This window comes from Vibrio sp. JCM 18905 (genome assembly GCF_055393305.1).
The window spans coordinates 673,133-691,379 of sequence record NZ_AP043879.1 but is presented as its reverse complement, the minus strand read 5'-3'; the positions used below and the strand labels follow the sequence as shown (position 1 = coordinate 691,379).

Below are 18,247 nucleotides of genomic sequence, written 5' to 3'. Positions count from 1 at the left end.
GATGAAATTTAGCCTTAAAGGTCTTTTGACTGTAGCAACAGCCGCTTCTGCTCTTGTTCTAGCGGGTTGTGGCGACAAAGAAGTAGACGTAAATAAAGTAAAAGTTGGCGTTATTGCTGGTGCTGAAGCACAAGTTGCCGAAGTGGCAGCTAAAGTAGCAAAAGAAAAGTACAACCTAGACGTTGAATTAGTAACATTTACCGATTACGTAACCCCAAACGCAGCTCTGGATGATGGTTCAGTAGACGCGAATGCGTTCCAACATAAACCATACCTAGACCAACAAGTGAAAGACCGCGGCTACAAACTGGCTATCGCGGGTAACTCATTCGTTTATCCGATTGCTGGCTACTCTAAGCAAGTGAAGTCAATCGATGAAATCCAAGATGGCGTACGCATCGCAGTTCCAAACGATCCAACGAACCTAGGTCGCTCACTACTACTTCTTGAGCAACAAGGTTTGATTACGCTACGTGATGGCGTTGGTCTACTCGCTACAGTACGTGACATCGTAGGCAACCCTAAAAATATCGAAATCATTGAGTTAGAAGCGCCACAACTTCCACGTTCACTGGATGACGTAACGCTATCTATCATCAACACCACTTACGCAAGTTCTATCGACCTATCGCCAGAGCGTGACGGTGTGTTTGTTGAAGATAAAGACTCACCATACGTAAACCTAATCGTCGCTCGCGAAGAAAATGTTAATGCGCAAAACGTACAAAACTTCGTAAAAGCTTACCAAACGGAAGAAGTTTACGAAGCGGCAAAAGAGCTGTTCAAAGGCGGTGTTGTGAAAGGTTGGTAATCCCACTTTTCAAAACATGACCGAAAACAACGTTCTAAACATAAAAGGGCTGATGTGAAAACATCAGCCCTTTCTATTTGTCTATCTACCCATTTAAGTAGCTTCAATTCGCTACTTAAGGTGGTCCCAAGAGATGTTCGACACGATTCGGCAGTCATCACACTTAAAATGAAATATGTCATGTAGTGGCTCATCGAGTAGCCACTCTCCACCGCATTTTGGGCACTTGCGCGCTTTCTCGCTCTCCAGCGACTGACCACCGACACGATACTGGTAATAGTACGTAGGAATCTTCGTGATGTATTCGATACGACCTCGCAAATCCCAACCGCGGCGGAACAACACGCTGTCTACATCGCAAATCTCGTGCAGCGCCGCATGCTCTGCACGGCACCCGCCAGCCATTTGGATTTCATCGCACGCTTGCCATTCTGTCTGCCATTTGATGACGGCTTTATGGTCACCATTTAGCGTCGGCTCATTGCGATACAAAGGAATCGGCAACAACGTTTCCCCACTGCGCAATGGCGAACACGTATGAACATAAGTCGTGTACAACACTTGCCAGCTAGGTGTCTCTTCTTCGGCCGCTTGTTCTGAATTTAAATCACGGCCAAGCATACGCATTTTCGGTGCAAGCAAAGACGCGTCTGACAAACGGTTCATGCACACTTTGACAAAATCTGAGTGATAACGTGGATGCAAACTGTCTTGCTCTGGGCAAACGACACGAACATAAAACTCGCCATCTCCCATCACTATCGGGAATTCACGGCCTAGTACTTGGCCGTTGTAACGCAACGCATCCATCAAGCCATTAATGGCTTTGTCTACCGCGCTGACGGTGGTGTTATCAAAACACTCAAACTGCAACTCAACAACGTACATATTTAGACAGCGGCCTCTAACTTGCTCAAGAACTCAGCCAATGAATCCGCCAGCACATCGCGTTTAGACGTACCTAAACGCTCTAAAATCACATTACCAGTGAGGTTACAAATAGAGATTACATCCATTTCCTCATCTGTCGCCGCGATAAATACCGTTGGTTTAAGTTTCAGGCGACGTTGCGTCACCAAATGACCAAGAAGATTTTCTTGTAGGCGCACAAAATCATCATCGCTCCACACTTGCAGCAGCGTCAACGAATTACCTTGCCAAGTTGCCTCCATATCAGCGCTGTATTGAGAACCATAAAAGGCTTTTACATCATCTTGCAGTGACAACTCAATCGCATTTTCCACATTAGTGAAATCGGCCATTTCATCACGTGCGACCGCTTTCCAAAGCACCTTTCCATCACGCTTCTCTTCGACACAAGGAGAAACAAGATCTGCAAGCTCTTCACTGCTTGGCAACTCATTATATTTAGCTTGCCAAGCTTGTTGGTAGCGCAGGCTGAACTCTTGTAGCGCCTGAGTAACGTTTTGGGTCATGAAGGTCTCCTCATTCCTTATTTATCAGATAGCCGTGTTTGCCGGATGGCAATTGACCAGCGGATTCAGTAAAATTCTCGCCATTCTAATCGAAAACGACCACAAAGTATGAGCAAATATTCTGACGCTAAAGAGCTTGCTGGCCTAACACTAGGTAAAAAGACCGAGTATGCGAACCAATACGACCCAAGCTTGCTGCAACCAGTTCCTCGTAGCCTAAACCGAGATGACCTTCAGTTAGGCGACAGCCTTCCTTTTATGGGCCACGACATTTGGACGCTGTACGAGCTATCTTGGTTAAATAGTAAAGGCTTACCACAAGTGGCCGTTGGCGAAGTATACATTCCAGCCACCAGTGCAAACTTGATTGAGTCGAAGTCTTTCAAACTGTACTTAAACAGCTACAACCAAACCCGTTTTTCAAGCTGGGAAGAAGTTGAAGAGCGTTTAACGCAAGACCTATCTGAATGTGCCGGTGAAAAGGTGTTGGTCGAGGTGAACCCGGTTACTCATTACACCAATCAACCTATTGTGACAATGGAAGGCGAGTGCATTGATGACCAAGACATTGACATCACCAGTTACGATTTTGATGCCGATTTGCTTGAAGGCGCTGCAGGTGAAGAGCAAGTGGAAGAAATCCTACATAGCCACCTATTGAAGTCAAACTGTTTGATCACCAATCAACCCGACTGGGGCAGTGTAGAAATTCGCTACCAAGGTGCGAAAATAGATCGCGAGAAACTGCTGCGTTACTTGGTATCTTTCCGCGAGCACAACGAATTTCACGAACAGTGTGTTGAGCGTATTTTTACGGATCTAATGAAATACTGCCAACCAAACAAACTGACCGTATTCGCCCGCTACACACGCCGTGGTGGCTTGGACATCAACCCGTACCGCTCTACGGAACAAGACAAGCCAGATCACAACCACCGCATGGCTCGTCAGTAATCGCGTTAGTGACAGAAATAAGTTCGGTAATCTAAAGGGTTACCGGACGTTTTTATTCTCCAAGCATGTTACTATATCAAATGGCTTCAACCTGCATTTAAGGGGCTTGTTGAGGTCTTTTACCGTTATCCGCCATATCTAAAAACAGTTCGAGGGAACGAAAGGATGTTTTGGGACAGTTCGCGTCTATTCAAGTTGATTGGCTTTCTTTGCTTGCTGTTTGTACAGCCGCTTCATGCGACTATTTTATCGTCCGCGTTACTCAACGAAGCACAACAATTGGCGGAAATAGAGCCATCACAAGCAAAACAAGCGGCAACCAACTACTTGTCACAACGTGAGCTAACGGAACGCAAAGAGAGTGACAGCCCTTCTGCGATGTCTCGTGACGAGACCGATCGTAGCGTTCGCACACCAAGCAGCACCATCGAAGCACACAAGATTATCGCTCAGGCAGACTACGCCATGGGTAACGTTCGTTCAGCTATCGAACACCTAAACAAAGCCGAGCGCTTAGCGCAAGAATATCAATTGCCGTACATGGATTTAGATCTCCAGCTGATGCGCAACCAAATGATTTGGATGTACGACAAAAACTACTCAAAAGCGGAAGACACGCTTAACCAAATTGAGCAGCAACTCGATGAAGCTGATGCGGTATTGCAACGTACCGACAGCGTTCGCTATCGATTAGTAATGCAAAGAGCGCTCCTCGCTTCACATAGTGGCGATCTGATTAAAGCGGAAAGTTTGTATTCTCAAGCCAAAACTATGCTTGAAGACAGCCGATCTGACTTAGCCTTGATCGACTATTACACAGCCGTCGGCGAGTTTTATCTGAATAGCAAGAAATACAATTTGGCTTTGTCGGAACTGCTTTACGGTTATTGGCAATCTATTGAGAGTGACAGTGGCGCAAGGTTAGCAAAAGTTAATCGCCTGTTGGCGAGGCTCTTCCAAGAGCGCCGAGTTTACGACAAAGCGATCGAATACTTATCTCAAGCCGCAGACTTCTATGACTCCTACCCTAGCTCTCCCATCCTAGCGGATGTCCTTGAGCAAATGGGTGACATTTATTTTTACCAAGGCAAGTTTAACCTTGCCTTGGTGCACTACTTCAACGTGCTGGACCATGAAAGCACCAGTAAGAACATTAATCGGATCATTAAGATTCGCTTAAGCTTGGCGGCTACCTATCTGCAACTCTACAATTACGCGCTAGCAGAACAATACCTAGACCGATCTAAAGAGCTTTTAGAATACACTGACATTCCTAAGCTTGAAGCAAAGGCAGCATTGCTTCAGTCAGGCCTGGCTTATCATCAAAACGACAGTAAAAACGTCATTACCAATGCAAAGCTGGCGTTAGCACTTGCTGAAAAGTCACCTGAAAATAACAACTTCATTAAGCAGCAGTCTTACCGCTTACTCGGGCTTGGTTACGAGCAGGCAGGCGAATACCAACTTTCTCTGCAGGCTTATAAGAAATACACCAACCTTGTGCGTTTAGAGCAAAAACAGCTCAACCAAATCAGTGAGGATGCATTCCGCCAACAAAAAGAGTTTGCTGAACAAACCATCCACTATATTGGTCAATCGGAACGCCTTGAGCAAGTGGAAAGGGAACACCGCAAATTCCAGAAAATCTCATTCGCATTGTTTATTACTGTGTTGGTGATGTTTTTGTTCATTATGCGCCGCGGCGTGATCATGCAGCGCCAAGCAAGTGAAATCGAAAAACTGCGCAATGATCTCTTCACTCACTCTCGTTCCCGTTTGCGTAACTTGCGTATGCTGAACGTTAAGCTGTCTCGCTCATTGAAAAAGTCGAGCGAAACTTTCGAGCAATGGCAAATGGGCGAATTGATCCACGAGCCACTTAACGATCGCCTGCGCTTTGTCATGATCGACTTGCCATTCCTACGAAGCATGTACGTCCATAACGGCTATAAGGCTGGTCTGGAACTAGAACGTGCATTTGGCGACTTCCTTGCGGAAAAAATAGAAAAACCGTCGCGTCTTTACCATTTCTCCGATGCAAACCTACTCTACATAGAACCGAACGCTGACCGTGATGCTTCTGCCGAAGTCATGTTCGAGAAATTCCAGACTTGGGTAGATGAGTTCGCTCAGCAGCACAACGTCAACCGTATTATTCGCATGGGTATCAGCGATTATCCGTTCTTACCACGAGCCTACACTGCAATTAACGACGAGGAATTACTCGATCTATTGCTGCTTGCGACTCACATTGCGCGAGAAGTCAGCTTGAAGGATAAGCAAAGCCACTGGGTTTTCTTGAAAGCCATCGATAACGCGCCCGCCGCGAGCTTTGCAACGGGTAACATAAGAACCGCCTGTCAGCATGCCATTAGCCAAGGCCTGATTAAGATCCATTCGTCCTACAAGAATGAGGACGACATCAAGAAAATATTAAAAAATGGATAATTAAACGCCTGTTAGACATAATAACTAATGACGCTATAACGTTTTTTGTTATTATCGGATAATTGTCAGTAGTACATGGACTTAACCGTAGTCACTTCATGGGAATCTTGGAATCCGATATTCAGTCGCAGCTTCATCAGCTGAGTTGTCAACTTGACCAACTCAGACTGACACATCGTGATACTTCACTCAAATTCAAACGTGAACAACAAGTTCTTAAACGCGTTGTGGCATCATTGTCTTCAGCTTGCCAGGGTTCGAATACCCAGGTATCCAATTACCTGTTTGAAATCCAACAAGAGCTGCAACATCAAAAAGATATCAGTACTCTTATCCCACGTTTAGCGGTATTAGAGAGAATGCTCAAACAGCAGTCGAAGACGATGGACAAACAGAACGGCTACTTAGACGAACAAATCAAACACAGTGGTGAAACACTCCAACGTGTCACAGGGTTACCTGCGCAGTTAAAACGTGAACTACGGAACTTAATGAGTTTCTCAGAAGCTCATGCCAGCAATAAAGCCGATCAAGCCACTAAGCTACTGAGCATTTACGAACGCGCTCTGAAAATCATCACTTCCAACTCGCGTTTGCATCTCAGTGAGTTTGAGAATAATCCTGATAAGTCTCAACTTGAGTGCTTAGCCAGCGATCTACAACATACCATCACCGAGCTGGATTTTGAGGGAGAAACGGGAGATCGATTGCTCGATATTCGGGCTAAGCTGCTTCTTGGCGTGAGTGCAGAATCTCTCATTGAGCTTACGCTCTCAACGCTGAAATTGGTTGTCGAAGCAACAAAATTCGAGCGCGAAGCGTCTAGCCAATTCCTTGATCAGTTGAACACTTCTCTCGCAAGTAACCTAAAAACCGTTCATCAGAACGTCGACCAACATCATACCTACTTTGAGCACCGCCAAGAGCTCAACACAGAAATGAACAGTCTGGTTGAATTGAGTCAACTATCGCTCGACCAAGCTCAAGATCTAGCGGATGTAAAAAAAGAAGTCGCCCCGTTACTTGCGAAAATGGCGTCGCTGACAGAGCGACTTAAAATGACGGAAGAACGAGAACAAGCGCTGCAAGAGCGTTTGAATTACAGTAAGAACCAGCTCGAAGCCGTGTTTGAAACCACCCAAGATCATCGTCGACGCTTAGATGACCAAGCTCAGCGCATGTTGCTAGACCCTCTGACTAAAGTCTATAACCGCACCGCATTTAATGATCGACTAGAGCTAGAGTATCGGCGTTGGATTCGCTCTCAACAGAATCTGCGTGTAGTGTTGTTTGACGTTGATAACTTCAAAGCGGTGAATGACAGCTATGGCTATACGGCTGGTGATAAAGCGTTGAAGATCATAGCTCGCACCATTAATAAACGCGTATCAGAAACTGAAATGGTAGCTCGCTTTGGTGGCGAAGAGTTTATTTTACTCGTTCCAGAACAATCTGAAGAATACACACTGGATCTCATTAAACATATCCAGCGTGATATTAGCCAATTACCATTTAAGTTCCGTGAGCAAAATATCATGATCACCCTAGCGGCTGTGTCGACCTCTTTTAAAGAGTCCGATACGCCAGAGTATGTACTCGATCGACTCGGCAAGATGCTTGCGGACGCTAAAAAACGTGGAACAAATCAGCTTAACTGGAGCTAGATTTCGTACAAAAAGCGAACAAACAAACCAGAATTGGCGCAATTTACGCTTTATAACCACCCATTTTCAACGAGTTATCACATTTCTTCCCTTTCAGTCTGCTAAGCTGTAAAAACCCAAGTCACTTCAAGATGATGCATTTACAGAACGCGAATGTACCATCTTGAGGTTGCTTGGGAGTCAATAACCATAAAACCAAATCGGCCAACTGCCTTTCATCAAACCATACGTATAACCCAAAAAGGTGAGTTGGTACTTTCCCTCAAAATAATGCAACACAAGGAGGCGTTATGATTACCCATATAAGCCCCGCTGGTAGCATGGACTTGCTATCTCAATTAGAAGTAGAGCGCTTAAAAAACACGGCCTCGAGTGAACTTTATCAACTGTACCGCAACTGCACGTTAGCGGTGTTGAACTCCGGCAGTCATACCGATAACTCGAAAGAGCTGCTCGATAAACACCAGTCGTTTGATGTCAACGTAGTGCGCCGCGAGCGTGGTATTAAGCTTGAGCTGACTAACCCACCTGAGCACGCCTTTGTCGATGGCGAGATAATTAAAGGTATCCAAGAGCATCTGTTCTCCGTGTTACGCGATATCGTTTATGTCAATATGCATTTAGCAGACGCACAACGACTCAACCTGACGAACCCAATTCACATCACTAACCTCGTGTTCGGTATTCTGCGTAATGCCAGAGCACTCACACCAGGTATCGAGCCAAACCTCGTCGTGTGTTGGGGTGGTCACTCTATCAATGGCGTGGAATATCAATACACACGTGAAGTCGGTAACGAGCTTGGCTTGCGTGAACTTAATATCTGCACGGGTTGTGGTCCTGGTGCGATGGAAGGGCCAATGAAAGGTGCCGCTATCGGACATGCGAAGCAGCGTTATACTCAGCAACGTTATCTTGGTTTAACCGAGCCTTCGATTATTGCAGCCGAGCCACCAAACCCAATAGTGAATGAGCTGGTTATCATGCCGGACATCGAAAAGCGTTTGGAAGCCTTTGTACGTATGGCGCATGGCATTGTGATTTTCCCTGGTGGTCCGGGCACTGCAGAAGAGTTGCTGTATATTCTTGGCATTATGATGCACCCAGACAACGCCGATCAGCCAATGCCTATCGTGTTAACAGGACCAAAAGAGAGTGAAGAGTACTTCCGCTCTATCGACGAGTTTGTTCGCGATACACTTGGCGAAGAAGGTCAAAAGCATTACGAGATCGTCATTGACGATCCGGCAGAAGTGGCACGTATCATGAAGCGCTCAATGGACTCTGTACGCCTTCACCGAAAAGAAAAAGGCGATGCTTATAGCTTTAACTGGTCATTAAAAATCGAGCCTAACTTCCAGTTACCATTCGATCCAACTCATGAGTCGATGGAGCAATTGGATTTAAGCTTAGATCAAGAACCTCAAGTCTTAGCGGCCAACCTGCGTCAAGCCTTCTCCGGTATCGTGGCTGGTAACGTAAAAGCCGAAGGCATTCGAGAAATCGAACGTCGAGGCCCTTTCACCATTCACGGTGATCCTGTGCTAATGAAAAAGCTCGATAAGTTACTACAAGACTTTGTCGAACAACACCGAATGAAATTACCTGGCGGGTCAGACTACGAACCGTGTTATCGCATCGCTCACCCAGAAATTGGTGGTCGATAGTCAGGCTAGCATTCGTTACACTAGGGGCATTACGCCCCTTTTTTATTGCTAAGTCATTATGTCTATTCATCTTGTTATTATTGATGCCCTAAACCTGATCCGCCGTGTGCACTCTGCACAACCGGATCCAACCGACATAGCAAGAACCATCACCACGACACAAAGAACCCTCACTCGCATTCTGTCAGAAGCCAACCCGACACACATCATCGCGGTTTTCGATCACCATGAACAAGACAGAGGGTGGCGAGCTGAGATTCTCCCAGACTATAAGCAAAATCGAAAACCAATGCCGGAACCACTGATGCTAGGTCTAGATGCGATTCAGCAAGCATGGTGGGAACAAGGTATTGATTCATTGCTTTCTGAAGGCGATGAAGCGGACGACTTGGTTGCGACTCTCGCGACTAAAGTGGCCAGTCATGGTGAAAAAGTCACCATCGTTTCTACGGATAAAGGCTACTGTCAGCTGCTTTCTCCTACCCTACAGATCCGTGATTACTTCCAACATCGTTGGTTAGATGAACCGTTTATCGAAAAAGAGTTCGGCGTAAAACCGAGCCAACTGGCCGATTATTGGGGGTTAACGGGGATCAGCTCTAGCCAAGTGCCGGGGGTTCCGGGCATTGGACCAAAAGCGGCGAAAGAGATTCTTACTCAGTTTGAGAATATTGAAGCAGCCTACGCCAGTGAAGACCTCGCACCGAAATACCGTAAAAAATTAGACGAGCACATTGAGTCTGCACGCCTATGTAAACGCGTCGCGGCTTTAAAGTGCGACATTGAACTCGGCTTTAACTTACAGGACATTCGCTTTACAGGACCAAATAAAGCGGAATAGTGTCTGATGATGGTTTCAAACCATAAAGCTCTCAGACAATAAAAAAGCGCCATTTGAAGGCGCTTTTTTCTATTCTCGGGACTATCCCCAAATGACTCGGAGATAAAATTAGTACGGTGAAATGTTCGATAGACACTGGATATGAATCGTGATTTCTTCACGATCATGATACAAATGCTTAGCTTGTAGTCTGAACTTTACCTTATTATCAATCAGGAACTGCTTCAGGTTTTCAAGGTCTTGCAGCACCTCGTCATAGCGGCCTTTCATTGGCAGCTTAAGGTTAAAGATTGCCTCTTTCGCCCAACCTTTTAACAGCCACTGGCCCATAAGGTGAGCAACACGAGCTGGCTTTTCTACCATGTCACAAACAATCCATGTTACGTTCTTACGGTCTGGTTCGAATTTAAAACCATCCACCATATGATGCTTGATCTGGCCGGTTTCCATCAAGCTGTCTGCCATCATGCCGTTATCGACACAGTGAACGAACATCGAGCGCTTCACCAATTGGTACGTCCAACCGCCTGGACATGCCCCTAAATCGACCCCCCACATTCCTGGAGCTAAACGCTCATCCCACTCTTCACGTGGAATAAAGACGTGAAATGCTTCTTCCAGTTTAAGCGTTGAACGACTTGGGGCGTCTGCTGGGAACTTAAGGCGAGGAATACCCATGAAGAACTGAGAGTTATTGTCTGTGTAAGAATAACCGACATAACAGTGGCCAGGCTCCACAAAACAAATGTGCAGTACTGGCTTCTTCGCGTTGTCTTTGTTCAACATTAAACCTTTACCGCGCAACGCTTGACGCATTGGGACAGTAAATTTACGGCAGAATTTCAGTAGCTCTTTCGCTTCATTCGTATCCGGAGTTTCAATTCTCAAATCCCCACAGCGAGGAAACGCTTCAATGTCTGCTAGCTCATTCAAAATTGGGCTAATGCGGTCATCACTTGGCAGCGATTGAAACTCAGCCGCTACCGCAAACATTTGGCGAGCGAAGATTAACGACTTAAAGTCCAAACCTCTAGCAAGTTTGTCCGCATCTCCATCTTGGTAACACTCGAAGACAACATAACCTGAGTTTCTCTTCACACGAGGGAAGCCATACACTTCCAACTGTGTCGCTTTGTCCTGAATTTCACCAGCACACTCTTTCTCAAAGCCAGAACGGCAATAGAGCATTAGTTGTTTCACTTGGAGACCTCTTTGATATTGAACGCAGCAAAAAAGAACAGACACCAACCAATCATGAACAGTAATCCTCCCATTGGAGTAATGGGCCCAAACCACTTAATGCCTGTCAGCGCCAGCGCGTAAAGACTGCCGCTAAAACAAAAGATGCCGATGATAAAGCAAATCGCTGCAATGAAAAAATATTTTTGTGCTTTTTGTCCCAAATTCAATAGCAATAAAACCGCACAAAACACAATCGCCAGCGTGTGAATAAATTGGTACAACACTCCGGTCTCAAATACGCCAAGCAAATACGGAGCCAGCTGAGCTTTTAACCCATGTGCAGCAAAGGCACCTAAAGCGACAGAAACCAGCCCAGACAGACCAGAAAATGAGAGTAACCACTTACTTTTCACGGTACACCTCTTTGATAAACGCCGCTAACTGCTCTACCGCGAGCTCGATGTTACCCGCCTCGGTATGGCCTGAGCTCTTGCGCGGTTTAAAGCTGTGGTCACCATCGGGTAAAAAACTCACCTTGACTTGTGATGAAAGGACAAAGTCATCGAACTCCTCACGCTTACCAAAGGTGTCTCGCTCCCCTTGCAGAATCAGCGTAGGTTTCTCGATATTCGCTAAGTGATCGCCTTTGAACTTTTCTGGCTTTCCCGGTGGGTGAAATGGAAACCCTAAACAGGCAATGCCCGCCACCAGCTCATTTTCAGCCAGTAAACTCGACATGCGGCCACCCATTGACTTACCACCAATGACAATAGGTTGAGAGGTAAAGTGAGCAATCACTTCTTCATAGGCTTCAAGCAGCTTTGGCGCACGATCTGGTGGACGCTTTTTCCCATCTTCCGCTCGCTTAATCATATACGGGAAGTTAAATCGCACCACGCGAATTCCTTGCTCAACTAATCCTTTGGCAACGGCGGCCATGAAATCATGTTCCATCCCCGCTCCAGCGCCATGGGCAAAGATAAATAGAGGACCGCTTTCAGGTCCCTCAACTATCCATTGGCTCATCTAGTACTTCCTCTTGCTCTTTTCTCGCGGTCGCTAACATCCAGTCTCTAAACGTTGCGATTCGGCCCATATCTGCCTGCTGTTCATGACACACCACGTAGAATGCATTCTTGGAGATCAACACCTCGTCGAATGGCGCGATGAGTCGTCCAGCTTCCATTTCTGGCTTGGCGAGTACGTTGTTACCAAGCGCAACCCCCTGACCATGCGCAGCAGCCTGTAGCACCATCGTCGAGTGACTGAAAATAGGACCGTGGTTTACATTGATACCTTCGATGTTGTAATGACGCGCAAACTGCTTCCAGTCTTTACGCGAAGTATCATGTAACAAAGTGTGTAATTTGAGGTCACTTAGAGATTCTAATGGTTTGTTGCCTAAAAGTAACGAAGGTGAACAAAGTGGGATCAGAAACTCTTGGTACAATTTATCCGCTCGCAAACCCGGCCAATTCCCACGGCCATAGTAGATAGCCACATCTACATCATCAGTCAGTGAACCTTCATCCATATCCACAGCTTTAATACGTACATCGATATCTGGCTCTTGAGCATTAAAATCGGCCAAACGAGGCACCAACCATTGGATAGCAAAACTCGGCGGTAGACTGATCGTCAATGCCCCTTTTTCACTACGTTCCAATACCTTATCTGTCGCCTCGGCAATCGAGGTGAAAATATCTTTGATGTCGAGAAAGTAACTTTGTCCTTCTTCTGTCAACAATAGCGAACGATTACGGCGACGAAAGAGCTTCAACGATAAGAACTCTTCGAGTGCTTTAATCTGGTGACTGACCGCGGCTTGAGTAACAAACAACTCTTCTGCCGCTCGCGTAAAACTGAGATGACGAGCAGCCGCTTCGAAGACTCGAAGCGAATTTAATGGAGGCAATCTGCGAGACATATGGGACCTCAAATAGGATTAGTTTTTTTAATCTGAAACATTATAAAATGTCCGTTGTCGAACAGCCAGATAAATTCTATATTTCACCCCGTAACACGAGCCTGAACGGCTTGATTTCTTTGGAAATCAATTGGCTTCGTTGTTGCGATGTTGTGTTTGCAAACTCGTATTTCGAGTTAGGTAGATTTCTACCATAATGTTTTGTCCACACTCCCTGTGACAAAACATATACTTCCTGTATTTATTTTTGACCTGTCTGTCAAATTTGTTACACCGCCTAAATTAGGCGGTGTTTTTTTATCTATCGAAAATCTCATCCGCATATCTGGCAGCAACATCACTTTATTACTCTTCTTTCGGATTAATTATCGTTATATCAACACAAAGTGTATGGCTTTGCGATAAGCCTCAACATTATGCTAAGTAATGATTAGCTGTAACGCGATCAAAAACAAAAAAGGCGCAAATTGATGTCTCAATTTGCGCCTTTTAACGTCTTTTTATCAGTCAACTATGGGCGGTAAACTTTTACGTTATTGAAGCCTTGCTCTTGCAAGTAAAGTGCTTGTAGACGGCTCATCACCCCACGGTCACAGTACAATAGATATGTCTTAGATTGGTCTAAATCACCAAACTGTGTACCCAACTTGTAGAATGGGATATGTTTCACATCCACACCTTCGATTTCGAGCGGGTTATCGTCTTCCTCTTCAGGACTACGAATATCTAGCACAACCGCGTGCTCTTCTACCGCTTCAACCTGCTCGACTTCTGGTGCTGCTTGCTCAGACTCTTTCGCGATATCACGAATGTCCATCATGCGTGCATCACGAACTACTTGCTCAAGAATGCTAAAGTCAAACTTCTCTTCTTCCGCTTCTAGCTTCGCTTTAATCGCTTTTACTGTCGGCTTCTTAGAAATAACACCACAATACTCTGGCATAGTCTTCGCAAAGTCTTCTGTGCCGATTTCGCGTGCTAGGTTAATGATGTCTTCTTTATCCCAGTTGATAAGTGGGCGCAGAATCAACGTGTCCGTTACGTTATCGATATGGCGGAGGTTAGTTAGCGTTTGGCTCGATACCTGACCGAGCGCTTCGCCAGTCACCAATGCTTCGATCTTCATCTTCTGAGCGATCATGCCTGCTGCACGCATGAACATACGCTTCAAGATAACCCCCATTTGGCCGTCATCGACTTTCTCTAGGATTTCCGCAACCACAGGTTCGAAATCAACTGAGATGAAACGTACTTTTGCTGAAGAGCCGTATTTGTTCCATAGGTAGTGAGAAACCTGCTTAACGCCGATTTCGTGCGCTGGACCACCTAGGTTAAAGAAACAGTAGTGTACTTTTGAGCCACGTTTGATGTGCAGATAGCTAGAAACACCAGAGTCAAAACCACCAGAGATCAAGCTCAACACGTCTTCTTGCGTGCCCAGTGGAAAGCCGCCTAAACCTTTATGACGAGCCAGCACTTGGTTTAGCTTATCATTCGAGACTTCCACCTTGATCGTCACGTCTGGGTTTTGCAGCTTAACTCTTGCGCTCTCAATAGCTTGGTTTAAACCACCGCCGACATAACGCTCTAGTTCGATAGAGGTAAAGTCGTGCTTACCGCGACGCTTCGCACGTACAACAAAGGTTTTATTTTCGAGTGCAGAGCGATTTAGCTCCAGTACTTGTTCGAAGATATCGTGCAAATCTTTAAATTCGGTCTGCTTCACTTCCAGTACGTGGTGAATGCCTGGTGTATGAGTCAAAACCTCAAGAACTTCAGCGTGGAATTCGTTACTCTCAGAGGTCACTTCAATGTGATCACGACGGTTGAATACCGCGACAGATTCCGTGCGGCTCTTAATGATGTTACGAATGTTGCACTCTAAAATCTTTGTGAAGCGCTTACGCACAGATTCACTTTTTACAAAAATTTCTGGATGGGGCTTTACAATAAATTTCATAGTCTAATTCGCAGGTTAGTTTCGCAATCAACAAAGAGTGACACTCAACTTCAATACTTCATACGCAGTAAAACCGCGTTTCAGTCACAAAAAGTAGTCTGAGCTCACTTTTAAGGCGCAAGATTATACACCCAAGCGGATTGGAAAAACAAAAAAAGCGAGCAATCTGCTCGCTTTCTTATCTCTCTACTGACTTAAAACCAAAGTCTAGTTATTGAATTACAGGCACTTCTTCACTGTATAGTGGCTCGCCTTGCATGATGCTGATTTCAACCCGCCGGTTAAGCGCGCGATTTTCATCAGAATCATTCGGCAACAATGGTTCAGTATCTGCCATGCCTCGCACTCTCAAACGTTGATGAGAGAAGCCTCTCACCTTCTCCATCTCTTGTGCAACCGATACGGCGCGCTGAGAGGAGAGATCCCAGTTAGAACGATAAAGCTCTGAGTCTAACGGTCGGTTGTCCGTATGACCAGATACTCGCACAATGCCTGGCACGTCTTTTACTAACTCTGCAATTTGTCGAACTAAAGGGCGGAATTTAGGCTGCAAGAAGGCCGAACCTTCAGGGAATGCACCTTTTTCACGCATGCGTATAACAATCTGTTGGCCAAGATTTTCAACTTCAATGGCACCTTGTTCAATCTCTCGCTCTAAGGCTTTCTTGATGCTTTCCATCAAGGTTTCCATCTCTTGCGACATCTCTTCAGATTGCTGCTGTTGCATGTCCGCTTCTGCAGATTGATTGTTTTGCGTTGACGTTTCTGGCGATTGGCCCCCCGTTAACTTGCCTTCATCACGCTTTGTGCCACCAGCTCGGTCAGACTCCCCTTCATGAAATTCGAGCGTCTGCTGAGTGATGTCCATGGTTTGCTGCATGATGACATCAATCGGCGTTGGTTCTGGTCGGCCCGGTCGAAACTCTTGAGCAATGATGCTGGTACCTTTGGGAATGTCTTTCACTTCAAGTTGATTTTGTACACCGAAGGCAAATTTCATTGATCCCGCGATCTGTTTGAACTTCAGCACGTCCATCTCAGAAAACGAGAGCAGAAGAACAAAGAAACACATCAGTAACGACATTAAGTCCGCGAATGTCCCCATCCATAACGGGAGACCAGGTGGCGGACAATCGCATTTGTTATCTTCATCATCCATCACTACTCTCCAAGTTACTCGTCAATCTCAAGAGCACGTTTACCTTCGTTGAGGTAGTTCTTCAAGTAGCTATCAATCACTCGCGGGTTTTGACCATCTTGAATCGCTAATACACCATCCATGATCAAACGGCGGTTTAGCGTTTCTTGATCACGGCGCAGAGAAAGCTTATCCGCAATAGGGAAAAACACCATGTTGGACAGGATCGCGCCATACAATGTGGTTAAGAGTGCAACCGCCATTGCTGGTCCAATCGCTTTTGGATCATCCATGTTCGAAAGCATTGCGACTAAGCCAACCAAGGTACCAATCATCCCCATTGCAGGGGCAACGTCACCAAAGGCGCGAAATACGCCAGTGCCTTGAGTATGTCGTTCATCCGTAAGCGCAATGTCTTTTTTTAAGGCCGCTCTTACCACGTCGGCATCATGGCCATCAACAAGCAAATCAATGCCTTTTTGCATAAAAGTGTTATTAATTTCCATCTCTTCAAGAGCAAGAAAACCACCTTTACGTGCCGCATCGGCCATTTCCACAATTTTTGCGATCAAGTCTTCCGGTTCATCCGCTTTAAACATGAAGGCTTTGCCTGCGATCTTTGTTGCACCAAAGAACTGTCCCATTGTGAACTTCATCAGTACTACAAATATTGAGCCACCAACGACAATAAGGATCGACGTGACATCGACAAACATGCCGATGCTGCCACCAAGCACCATCGCCATAATGACGAATGCAAAACCACCAATCAAACCTAATAGGGTTGCTAAATCCACAAAGCACTCCTCACGCTATACTCAAATACTGCCATTGGGCGGATTATTACCTGTATCGACAACTCGCGCAGAATTTTTAGAAAAATCTTAGCTAATGGATCACAAATTAGACTTAACAACCTTAACCAAAATATGGGGTTTCAGCGCTTAGGCTCGTTTAACGCTAATTTTGTGACAATTATATAAGGTTAAATTTGACCAAGTTACTAGGCTAAGGTAACTTTCGTGCATCTTCTCCAAGGCTTGATTAAGGCAGAAAAAAGATGGCGGTCAAGAAACCAGAAAACATGACCTTCGAAGCAACCATTGAAGAGCTTGATAGCTTGGTTGATCAATTAGAAAATGGCGATCTTGCCCTAGATGATGCTCTACGTAAGTTTGAACGAGGCATTGCCTTAGCTCGTGCTGGCCAAACTAAACTTAGCGACGCCGAACAGCGCGTAAGTATTCTTCTCAGCGAAGATGATGAAGCACCACTGAGTGACTTCAAACCAGATTCAGAATAACCATCAGTAGTGAGCAATGTGATGCAACAGACATTGACGTCTTTTCAACAAAGAAACAATCAGCAATTGAACTTGTGGCTCGATCAGCTTCCATATCAAGAGCAGCCATTGATTCAAGCAATGAAATACGGCCTTTTGCTAGGTGGAAAACGCGTTCGCCCTTTTCTTGTTTACATCACAGGTCAAATGCTCGGCTGTAAACCAGAAGACTTAGACACTCCTGCCGCTGCTATCGAATGTATACATGCCTACTCACTCATTCATGATGATCTGCCAGCCATGGACGATGATGAGCTGCGTCGAGGTCAACCAACTTGTCATATTAAGTTTGATGAAGCAACCGCAATACTGACAGGTGATGCACTACAAACTCTCGCCTTCACCATTATTGCCGATGGTCAATTAAACCCGACAGCCGAGACTCAACGCATCAACATGATCAAAGCGTTGGCGCATTCTTCTGGCGCCAACGGCATGTGTGTTGGACAAGCCTTAGATTTAGGCGCAGAAAATCGCCAAGTTTCTCTTGAAGAAATGGAAGAGATACACCGTAAAAAAACCGGAGCTCTGATTGATTGTGCGGTAAAATTAGGTGCATTAGCTGCTGGTGAGAAAGGTATCGAGGTTCTACCTCACTTGGAGCGCTACTCAAAAGCAATTGGTTTGGCGTTTCAGGTTCAAGACGATATTCTTGATATCATCAGTGACACAGAAACACTGGGTAAGCCTCAAGGTTCCGACCAAGGTCTGAATAAGAGCACTTATCCTTCCCTGCTGGGTTTAGAGGGAGCCATAGAGAAAGCTCACACTCTGTTACAGGAAGCACTTCAAGCATTGGAAGCTATCCCATACAATACTCAGTTACTCGAAGAGTTCGCCCGATATGTCATCGAGCGCAAAAATTAACACTATAAGC

17 protein-coding genes are annotated in these 18,247 nt (G+C 45.6%); 8 read left to right on the top strand and 9 right to left on the bottom strand.

From position 1 onward, the window contains the following. The first annotated feature begins 1 nt into the window (after nucleotide 1). Nucleotides 2-811, top strand: coding sequence for a MetQ/NlpA family lipoprotein (locus ACZ5ZC_RS11360; RefSeq protein ID WP_464931929.1), 810 nt, complete (start codon nucleotides 2-4; stop codon nucleotides 809-811). A gap of 111 nt (nucleotides 812-922) precedes the next feature. Here ACZ5ZC_RS11360 and ACZ5ZC_RS11355 read toward each other — a convergent pair whose 3' ends face one another. Together ACZ5ZC_RS11355 and syd are read right to left on the bottom strand one after the other, a co-directional pair. After that, a complete protein-coding gene (locus tag ACZ5ZC_RS11355; RefSeq protein ID WP_053808746.1) occupies nucleotides 923-1,699 on the bottom strand; it encodes a Zn-ribbon-containing protein in 777 nt (258 codons plus the stop codon). Between the two features lie 2 nt (nucleotides 1,700-1,701). Beyond that, nucleotides 1,702-2,247, bottom strand: a complete 546-nt coding sequence (gene syd / locus ACZ5ZC_RS11350; protein ID WP_054867901.1) for a SecY-interacting protein — start codon at nucleotides 2,245-2,247, stop codon at nucleotides 1,702-1,704. Nucleotides 2,248-2,355: 108 nt separating this feature from the next. Here syd and queF point away from each other — a divergent pair, with 108 nt between their 5' ends. From queF to xni, 5 genes are all read left to right on the top strand, one after another. Then, a complete protein-coding gene (queF, locus tag ACZ5ZC_RS11345) occupies nucleotides 2,356-3,201 on the top strand; it encodes an NADPH-dependent 7-cyano-7-deazaguanine reductase QueF (RefSeq protein ID WP_006743208.1) in 846 nt (281 codons plus the stop codon). Between the two features lie 165 nt (nucleotides 3,202-3,366). Further along, on the top strand, nucleotides 3,367-5,649 hold the full coding sequence (locus ACZ5ZC_RS11340) for a tetratricopeptide repeat protein (RefSeq protein WP_005391368.1): 2,283 nt from the start codon (nucleotides 3,367-3,369) through the stop codon (nucleotides 5,647-5,649). A gap of 98 nt (nucleotides 5,650-5,747) precedes the next feature. Beyond that, the gene (locus ACZ5ZC_RS11335; RefSeq protein ID WP_464931928.1) at nucleotides 5,748-7,313 is read left to right on the top strand and encodes a GGDEF domain-containing protein; all 1,566 of its coding nucleotides are present in this window, start codon (nucleotides 5,748-5,750) and stop codon (nucleotides 7,311-7,313) included. 290 nt (nucleotides 7,314-7,603) lie between these two features. Beyond that, on the top strand, nucleotides 7,604-8,980 hold the full coding sequence (gene ppnN / locus ACZ5ZC_RS11330; RefSeq protein ID WP_005391372.1) for a nucleotide 5'-monophosphate nucleosidase PpnN: 1,377 nt from the start codon (nucleotides 7,604-7,606) through the stop codon (nucleotides 8,978-8,980). A gap of 58 nt (nucleotides 8,981-9,038) precedes the next feature. Further along, nucleotides 9,039-9,821 (top strand): flap endonuclease Xni, encoded by a 783-nt coding sequence (gene xni, locus ACZ5ZC_RS11325; protein WP_114323816.1) that lies wholly within the window; start codon nucleotides 9,039-9,041, stop codon nucleotides 9,819-9,821. A gap of 108 nt (nucleotides 9,822-9,929) precedes the next feature. Here the strand turns inward: xni and rlmM are convergent, their stop codons facing one another. The 7 genes from rlmM to pomA all read right to left on the bottom strand — a co-directional run bounded on the left by rlmM (nucleotide 9,930) and on the right by pomA (nucleotide 16,825). Continuing rightward, nucleotides 9,930-11,021 (bottom strand): 23S rRNA (cytidine(2498)-2'-O)-methyltransferase RlmM, encoded by a 1,092-nt coding sequence (gene rlmM, locus ACZ5ZC_RS11320; RefSeq protein WP_005391375.1) that lies wholly within the window; start codon nucleotides 11,019-11,021, stop codon nucleotides 9,930-9,932. Next, the gene (locus tag ACZ5ZC_RS11315) at nucleotides 11,018-11,416 is read right to left on the bottom strand and encodes a DUF423 domain-containing protein (RefSeq protein WP_005391376.1); all 399 of its coding nucleotides are present in this window, start codon (nucleotides 11,414-11,416) and stop codon (nucleotides 11,018-11,020) included. The genes rlmM and ACZ5ZC_RS11315 overlap by 4 nt, the downstream gene beginning before the upstream one ends. Then, complete coding sequence (locus ACZ5ZC_RS11310; protein ID WP_065645098.1) at nucleotides 11,406-12,029, bottom strand: alpha/beta fold hydrolase; 624 nt, start codon at nucleotides 12,027-12,029, stop codon at nucleotides 11,406-11,408. The genes ACZ5ZC_RS11315 and ACZ5ZC_RS11310 overlap by 11 nt, the downstream gene beginning before the upstream one ends. Further along, nucleotides 12,010-12,930 (bottom strand): transcriptional regulator GcvA, encoded by a 921-nt coding sequence (locus tag ACZ5ZC_RS11305; RefSeq protein WP_005391378.1) that lies wholly within the window; start codon nucleotides 12,928-12,930, stop codon nucleotides 12,010-12,012. Before ACZ5ZC_RS11305 ends, ACZ5ZC_RS11310 begins: the two co-directional genes overlap by 20 nt. A 511-nt stretch (nucleotides 12,931-13,441) precedes the next feature. Beyond that, nucleotides 13,442-14,890 carry a tRNA uracil 4-sulfurtransferase ThiI gene (gene thiI / locus ACZ5ZC_RS11300; RefSeq protein ID WP_031780206.1) on the bottom strand — a complete coding sequence of 483 codons (1,449 nt, stop codon included), beginning with the start codon at nucleotides 14,888-14,890 and terminating at the stop codon, nucleotides 13,442-13,444. Between the two features lie 211 nt (nucleotides 14,891-15,101). Further along, nucleotides 15,102-16,049 carry a flagellar motor protein MotB gene (locus ACZ5ZC_RS11295; protein WP_006741833.1) on the bottom strand — a complete coding sequence of 316 codons (948 nt, stop codon included), beginning with the start codon at nucleotides 16,047-16,049 and terminating at the stop codon, nucleotides 15,102-15,104. 14 nt (nucleotides 16,050-16,063) lie between these two features. Continuing rightward, nucleotides 16,064-16,825, bottom strand: coding sequence for a flagellar motor protein PomA (pomA, locus tag ACZ5ZC_RS11290; protein WP_005381564.1), 762 nt, complete (start codon nucleotides 16,823-16,825; stop codon nucleotides 16,064-16,066). Nucleotides 16,826-17,088: 263 nt separating this feature from the next. On the opposite strand from pomA, the gene xseB reads away from it, so the two are divergent. After that, nucleotides 17,089-17,331: an exodeoxyribonuclease VII small subunit gene (xseB, locus tag ACZ5ZC_RS11285; protein ID WP_005381566.1), complete on the top strand. Its 243-nt coding sequence runs from the start codon at nucleotides 17,089-17,091 to the stop codon at nucleotides 17,329-17,331. Between the two features lie 21 nt (nucleotides 17,332-17,352). Then, the gene (gene ispA, locus ACZ5ZC_RS11280; RefSeq protein WP_054867896.1) at nucleotides 17,353-18,237 is read left to right on the top strand and encodes a (2E,6E)-farnesyl diphosphate synthase; all 885 of its coding nucleotides are present in this window, start codon (nucleotides 17,353-17,355) and stop codon (nucleotides 18,235-18,237) included. Nucleotides 18,238-18,247: the final 10 nt, after the last annotated feature.